This is a genomic window from Paenibacillus sp. 01T422 (genome assembly GCF_056398785.1).
This window is the reverse complement of the sequence record NZ_JBFTQB010001233.1, coordinates 1-1,424: the sequence shown is the minus strand read 5'-3', so window position 1 is coordinate 1,424 and position 1,424 is coordinate 1. Positions and strand designations below refer to the sequence as shown.

At 40.5% G+C, this 1,424-nt stretch carries 2 protein-coding genes; both read left to right on the top strand.

Annotated features, from left to right (window positions below; all coding sequences use genetic code 11):
• The coding region (locus tag AC1DUA_RS37500; protein ID WP_477504557.1) for a helix-turn-helix domain-containing protein at positions 1–276 on the top strand (276 nt) is incomplete at its 5' end.
• A 97-nt stretch (positions 277–373) separates the two neighbouring features.
• The coding region (locus tag AC1DUA_RS37495) for a spore germination protein (RefSeq protein ID WP_477504556.1) at positions 374–1,424 on the top strand (1,051 nt) is incomplete at its 3' end.

Sequence of the window (1,424 nt, the reverse complement as noted above, 5' to 3'; positions counted from 1 at the left end):
GGTATGGTTAGCAAATGGGTTGGGGTCAGTGAAAATTATTTAAGCAGGCTATTTATGAAAAATGTCGGCGAGGGCTTCATTCAATATGTAACGAATTTACGTATTGAAGAGTCGAAACAGTTGTTAAGAAGGGGATATAAAATCATTGATCTGTCTGAAAAGATCGGTTATATGAATTCGGAGCATTTCAGCCGGGTATTTAAGAAGGTAACAGGGGTAAGTCCGAAAGTCTATAAGGAGAGTTTCATACGCAGCCATTTGGATGATATATCCTGATGGCTTTTTATATTCGTTTGATTCCAATGATTGCCGCATAAAATTACCTATTTGTGGGAAACGTTTAGGTACAGGATATAGGAATGGTGGTGCAAGGATGGGAACAATCCGAAGATGGTTAAACGGATGGAAATCAGATCAGAATAAGACATCGTCCGATCATCTTAATCATCCAATTTCAGGAGTTCTTGAGATTAACCTTKCTACATTACAAACAATTTTCACCTACGCTCCGGATCTTGTTACTCGTCAGTTCCAATTAAAAACAAGAGATCATGCATTACTTGTTTATCTGGATGGACTTATTGATAAATCAGCGATTAATAATAACATTTTGAACCCGCTTATGTATGAAGTCGAGACGGTTAACGATATTTGGAGCTCATCGATTACGGTTGCCAAAACAGAAATTCTAACCTTATGGTCAGATATTGAAGCCTCCATTTTTCAAGGAAAAAGCATCCTATTCATTGATGGGCAGACACGCTCTCTAGCGTTACATACGCAAGGCTGGCCTCAAAGATCGATTAAAGAGCCACAAATCGAATCGACGCTGAAAGGGTCACATCAAGGATTCGTAGAGACATCCGGGCAGAATATCGCCCTTATCCGACGATATCTGCCTAACCGCGAGCTGAAAATCAAAGAATATTCCATCGGCTCCCGCGGGAATACGAAAGTTTCTATGATGTATCTCGAAGATGTTGTACAACCTGATTTCGTGAAAGAAATGGAGGACCGACTCCTTCAAATTAATGTGGATGCTATTTTGAATACAGGCGAATTAGCGGAATTTATAGAAGATCATCCGATAAGCCTGTTTCCACAGTTAATGATGACGGAACGTCCGGATTCTGCTGCAGCCCAAATTCTACAAGGGAGAATAGCCGTCGTTGTTGATCATTCGCCGAGTGTGATTATTGCGCCTGTCACCTTTTCGGCATTTTTCCAAAGTGTGGATGATTACAGCAGTCGTTGGATCATTGCCTCTTTTCTACGTTTATTACGTTATACAGCCTTATTTACGACAATCTCTTTATCGGCTATTTATATAGCCATTGTTACGTTTCATTATGAAGTACTTCCTTTGGATTTGTTGGTATCGATTGGGGAATCCAGGGCCAGGGTACCTTTCCCTCCCATTATAG